The following is a 6,000-nucleotide window of genomic DNA, read 5'->3' as shown; positions in this document are numbered from 1 at the left end:
CCCCCCCCCCCCCCCCCCCCCCCCCCCCCCCCCCCCCCCGTCCCCCCCCCCCCCTCTTTTTTCCCCCCCCCCCGCGGCGGCCGGGGGGGGGGCCCCCAGAGAGAGAGCGAGCGCGGGGCTGGGTTGTGTCGGTTTGAACGTTCCCGAGGCGCTGCGTGCTCTGGCAGGGCTTTGGCGGGTTCTTATTCCCTTGTAATAGCGGGGGAGGGGGCTGGGTAAGCCCTCAAGCCGGGGTGGGCTTTAGGTTAGGTTGCAATTATGAGCTTGAATCTAAATGTTGGAATATGCCCGATTTTGTGGGTGTTAAGTGGTACATTTGGTAGACAAGGAATTGCGTTTTGGGATTCAGGAATTATCGTCCTGACACTGAAATTCCCTTGATAAATCAAGGAATATTCAGGTTTCTGTGACAAAAACGCCGTTTCAATACACTAAATTTTATAGCCGCAAAACCAACACGAACCCAAGTGAAGGCATATATCCCCAGAGGATAGCGCCCATAACGCATAAAACAGCTAGGTGCACGCACCGGCAACACACGGCACACACGCCGCCACAAGCGTCGCTGGGAAGGTTTTACGGTACAACTCGATCCCGCCCCCGTGGGCGTGGAAAGGAACACAATAAACCATGTGGCAGCAAGTCTACGACCCGCTGAACTCGAGTGCACTCTCCGCACTCGTGGCAGCAGTCCCGATTATTTTCTTCCTTCTGGGCCTCACCGTCCTGAAGCTCAGCGGTATTAAATCTGCCGTTATCTCCCTCGTCCTAGCTCTCCTCATCGGTTGCGCTATCTTCGGCATGCCCGTCACCGCAGGTGCAGGCTCCATCCTCTACGGTTTCCTCTCGGGCATGTGGCCCATCGGCTGGATCGTTCTCATGGCAGTGTGGCTCTACCGCATTTCCGTGCGTTCCGGCGGCTTCGAAATCGTTCGTTCCTCGATTTCCTCCATCTCTACCGACCAGCGCATCCAGATGCTGCTAATCGCATTCTGCTTCGGCGGCTTCCTTGAAGGTGCTGCCGGCTTCGGTATCCCGATCGCTATCTGTGCTGCACTGCTCGTGTCCCTGGGCTTCAACCCGCTCAAGGCCGCAATGTTCGCTCTGATTGCTAACGTGAGCTCCGGTGCGTACGGCGCTATCGGTATCCCCGTGACCACCGCAGCAACCCGCGGTGGCGTGGACCTGCATGCACTGTCTATCGAAATGGTCCTGGTTATCCAGATCATGGCAGGTCTGATCCCCCTGCTGCTCGTTGCTATTCAGGACGGTCTGCGCGGTATCCGCGAGGTCGGTCTGGTAGCTCTCATGGTTGGCGTTATCTACTCCGGCGGCCAGTCCGTTCTGCTCGCAACCCTGGGTAACCCCGAGCTCGTCGACATCATCCCGCCGCTGCTGGCACTGGTCGCTCTGGCACTGGTCATGCAGAAGTGGCAGCCCAAGCACATCTTCCGCGAGCCCACCGCTCCCTCCCTGGAAGAAGTTCAGGCTCAGCAGAGCGTCAAGCACACTGGCGGCGAGATTCTCAAGGCCTGGAGCCCCTTCGTCTACCTGTCCGTCGTGATCCTGCTCTGGTCCACCGCTCTGAAGCCCGTCTTCGCTGCTAAGGGCGCGCTTGACTTCACCAATATCACCTTCCCCCTGCCCTGGCTGCACCAGAGCATCTCGCAGGCGGCACCGATTGTTGCAACCCCCAAGCCTATCGACGTGACCTACACCTGGAACATTGTGGGCGCATCCGGTACCGCAATTCTGGTGGCTACCATCATCACCATCCTGACCTCCTCCATCAGCTGGGGCGAGGCTATCGAGGAGCTCGGCGGCACCTGGAAGCAGCTGCAGACCCCGATTCTCATGATCTGCCTGGTCATGTCCGTTGCTAACGTCATGAACTACGCGGGTATGATTACCTCCATCGCACTGGCTGTTGCCGCTGTGGGCGCAATCTTCCCGCTGCTGTCCCCGATTATCGGTTGGATTGGTGTGTTCGTGACCGGTTCTGTGGTGAACAACAACATCCTCTTCGCTGGCCTGCAGGCTACCACCGCACAGCAGATTGGCGTCAGTCAGACCCTGCTGGTTGCATCTAACACCGCCGGTGGTGTGATGGCGAAGATCGTTTCCCCGCAGTCCATCGCAATTGCAGCTGCTGCTGTGAACAGCGCAGGCGAGGAATCGAAGATTACCTCCATGGCGATCAAGTACAGTGCAGCTCTGCTGGCTATCACCTGTGTTTGGGTTTATGTCCTGTCTCTGATCGGCCTCTAAACAGCGTGAGAACCCGATGCGTATAGCCCCCTCCGGTTGAGAGCGAGGCTCCTCAATACGGTCTGTATCAAGCCCCCTTCTACTCTGATAGGAGGGGGCTTTTACACTATCTAGGATTGCTAGGGAGGCGCAGTTGGTGGTTCGAAGGGGAGCGGTGAGGGGTGAATACCGAGGAGTGTAAATATGCACATAAATATCGTTTGTGCACACTTAAGGTTATCCTATCCTGAACTCTACCAGGAGACCTGATAGCTTAAAAAGATAAAGTCATGAGCACCTAGTTAGCGGGAATAAAACCGCCACCTACCGGTCAAACACCTCGGAATATCTCACCGAGCAACGCCTGGTCGCTGATGACCAAAATGCTTCACCGATGGACCCGTTTACGACGTACAGGACGGGCCCATCGGTTTTTATGCGGCCCAACGCTTCCATACAGCGCAGACGCCGTACCGGAAGAAGCGCCCGCCTAGAAAGCACAGACCGAAAGGAACACCCCGCCCTATGTGGCAGCAAACCTACGACCCGCTGAACTCACCGGTGCTCTCCGCACTGGTCGCAGCAGTACCCATCGTCCTCTTCCTGCTGGGCCTAACCGTCCTGAAACTCAGCGGCCTCAAATCAGCACTGCTGACCCTCGGCACCACTCTCATCATCGGCTGCGCGGTCTTCGGCCTGCCCATCACCGCAGGTGCCGGTTCCATCCTTTCCGGCTTCCTCTCGGGCATGTGGCCCATTGGCTGGATCGTGCTCATGGCGGTGTGGCTTTACCGCATCGCTGTGCGCGCCGGTAACTTCGACATCGTGCGCTCCTCCGTCTCCTCCATCTCGAACGACCAGCGCATCCAGGTGCTACTGATCGCATTCTGCTTCGGCGGCTTCATCGAAGGTGCAGCAGGCTTCGGCATCCCGATCGCTATCTCTGCGGCACTGCTCGTATCCCTGGGCTTCAACCCCCTCAAGGCATCCATGCTGGCGCTGGTAGCCAACGCCGCGTCCGGCGCCTACGGCGCTATCGGCATTCCCGTGACCACCGCCGCTAAGGTCGGCGGCCTGGACACCGCACACCTGTCCGCAGGCATGGTTCCGGTACTGCAGATTTTCGTCGCCTTCGTGCCGCTGCTGATGGTTGCAATCCAGGACGGTATGCGCGGCATCCGCGAAGTCGGTCTCGTAGCGCTCATGACCGGCGTCATCTTCTCCGGCGGTCAGGCAGCTATCCTGATGCTGCTCGGCTCTCCCGAACTGGTCGATATCATCCCGCCGCTGCTGTCCCTGGTAGCGCTGGCACTCGTCATGCGTTCCTGGCAGCCCAAGCACATTTACCGCGAACCCACCGCTCCGAGCCTTGAAGAAGTTCAGGCTCAGCAGAGCGTGAAGCACACCGGCACTGAGATTGTTAAGGCGTGGAGCCCCTTCATCTTCCTCTCCGCAACCATCCTGCTCTGGTCCACCGCGCTCAAGCCCGTGTTCGCAACCACTGGTCCGCTGGGGGCTGCAACCCTGGCATTCCCCATCCCCGGCATTCACCAAGCCATCACCACCGGTGCTGGTAAGACCGTGACCGCCATCTTCTCTTGGAACACCCTGGGCGCATCCGGCACCGCAATTCTGGTGGCGGCACTCATCACCATCCTGACCTCGAAGATCAGCTGGGGTGAAGCCTTCGAAGAACTCGGCGGCACCTGGAACCAGCTGAAGATGCCGATCCTCATGATCTGCCTGGTCATGTCCGTCGCAAACGTCATGAACCACGCCGGTATGACCACCTCCATCGCTCTGGCGCTCGCAGCAGCCGGCCCGGTTTTCCCGCTGCTGTCCCCAATCATCGGTTGGATTGGCGTGTTCGTGACCGGCTCCGTGACGAACGCTAACGTGCTCTTCGCGGGTCTGCAGTCCACCACCGCAGCCCAGATTGCTGTTGACCCGACCCTGCTCGTGGCTGCAAACACCGCCGGTGGCGTGATGGGTAAGATCGTCTCCCCGCAGTCCATCGCAATCGCGGCGGCGGCAGTAAATAGCGCAGGCGAGGAATCGAAGATTACCTCCATGTCCATTAAGTACAGCGCTATTCTGCTGGGCCTGGTCTGCGTCTGGTCCTTCGCTCTGTCGCTCATGATGGGCTAAAGGCCGATACCGGATTCGGCGTAACCCCGTATAAGAAACCCCTCGATAAGAACCCTGCGTTTTCTCTGCAGAAGACGAATCGAGGGGTTTCACGCATAGTCAGGGAGGTTCCACCAAGCCGGGAAGAGGCGTAGAATTACTTCTTGTGCTTGCTCCTGCATGATTCTGCACATCGCCACAGGTTATGCTCCAGAATAAAGAACGGGCAGGTGCCTCATAGAACACCTACTGCGTAAGGAAAAAACAATGCAGGCGCTCGCAACGATTACTACTGTCTTTGCCTTTATTGCTATAGCTATTCATGTCTACATCTGGATTATTGAATCCTTCCTCTGGACCAAGCCTAAGGGCCGCGAAACCTTCGGAATGACCGAAGAATTCGCCGATTCCACCAAGGAGATGGCGGCAAACCAGGGCCTGTACAACCTGATGCTCGCCTGGATTGCCGCAACCGGTCTGCTGGCTTTCTGGTTCGGCTCCCCGCAGGTGGGTGTGGCACTCATGTTCGCAGGCCTGGGCTCCATGACGATTGCTGGTGCCTACCTGTTCCTCACCTCCCCGGATAAGCGTAAGCCGGCACTGATTCAGCTGACCCCGCCGCTGCTGTCTCTGATCTTCCTCTTTGTGATGATCTAATTCAGAGCGGAACATCTCAAGGTATAAAAGCCGCGTGCTTACTCCACTGAAGTAACACGCGGCTTTTCTATGCCCTTGCACGCGAGCACGCCAAGCGAGGGGAGCTTAGGGGTGAGGGGAGCTTAGGTAAAGAGCCCCGAACAGCCTCGCCGATGCGAACCCACCAGGTGCGCATCAACCATACCGACCGCGCACATGAGCGCATAGGCGGTCACCGGACCTAAGAACACACCTCCTAGAGATTTAAAAGAGCTGGCAAGAAGCGCGGACTCGGGTGTATCTGTCCGAATATCTTCCAGAGTATGCGGCGCGATAGTCTCATGTGGCGCGAAGGACCACAGCCACGCCGGTAGCCCTCCCGGTACACGCGTGCCGTCGGATAGGGTGCGCTCGCGCATCCGGTCCAGGTCTTCATCGCTTAGCGTACGAGCTCGACGGCGGCGAGTATTCGGCACCTCAACGCTATCCGTATTGGTCGGGGTAGAAGAGGGCGCGATAAGGGGAAGATGAATATCCTTGGCGGATGCGTTACGCGGCGTGGCAGCAAGCTCACGCATCCGAAGGGTCAGCTGTGCATTGGAGATGACCGCGCGAATCTTTCGCTCGTTACGGATAATCTCTTCGTCCTGGAGGAGCCTGGCAACATCCTGATCGGTGAACGCAGCCACGCGTTCGGGATCGAACCCCTCGAAAGCGCGACGAAATGCCTCACGGCGGGCAAGAATCGTGCGCCAGGAAAGACCCACCTGAAAAGCTTCAAGGCTCAGGGCTTCGAAGAGTCCCCGCTCATCGGTGATGGGCATACCCCATTCGGTGTCGTAGTAGTCACGCAGAAGCTCATTGGTCACCCATGTGGGGTAACTCAGGGTGTTTTCGAGGGGGTTGGCGGGAATAGTAGATTGCGAGGTCACGATTTCTCCTCTCTGAGAGTGCTGAGCTCATCTGAATATTTCGGAATCATGTTCTACT

General features: G+C 58.1%; 4 protein-coding genes. 3 read left to right on the top strand and 1 reads right to left on the bottom strand.

The window, feature by feature from the left end; genetic code table 11:
- The first annotated feature begins 630 nt into the window (after positions 1-630).
- From NML54_RS04775 to NML54_RS04765, 3 genes are all read left to right on the top strand, one after another.
- Positions 631-2,268 carry an L-lactate permease gene (locus NML54_RS04775; RefSeq protein WP_254756218.1) on the top strand — a complete coding sequence of 546 codons (1,638 nt, stop codon included), beginning with the start codon at positions 631-633 and terminating at the stop codon, positions 2,266-2,268.
- Positions 2,269-2,772: 504 nt separating this feature from the next.
- Positions 2,773-4,395, top strand: a complete 1,623-nt coding sequence (locus NML54_RS04770) for an L-lactate permease (protein ID WP_254756216.1) — start codon at positions 2,773-2,775, stop codon at positions 4,393-4,395.
- Positions 4,396-4,641: 246 nt separating this feature from the next.
- Positions 4,642-5,031: a DUF1304 domain-containing protein gene (locus NML54_RS04765; RefSeq protein ID WP_254756214.1), complete on the top strand. Its 390-nt coding sequence runs from the start codon at positions 4,642-4,644 to the stop codon at positions 5,029-5,031.
- 122 nt (positions 5,032-5,153) lie between these two features.
- Here the strand turns inward: NML54_RS04765 and NML54_RS04760 are convergent, their stop codons facing one another.
- Positions 5,154-5,942 (bottom strand): DNA-3-methyladenine glycosylase I, encoded by a 789-nt coding sequence (locus NML54_RS04760; protein ID WP_371925791.1) that lies wholly within the window; start codon positions 5,940-5,942, stop codon positions 5,154-5,156.
- Positions 5,943-6,000 lie beyond the last annotated feature (58 nt).

It is taken from the genome of Rothia gullae (assembly GCF_024294905.1).
GTDB lineage: Bacteria > Actinomycetota > Actinomycetes > Actinomycetales > Micrococcaceae > Rothia.
Note: the sequence above shows the minus strand (reverse complement) of the source record. Positions and strands in the feature narration are given on the sequence as shown.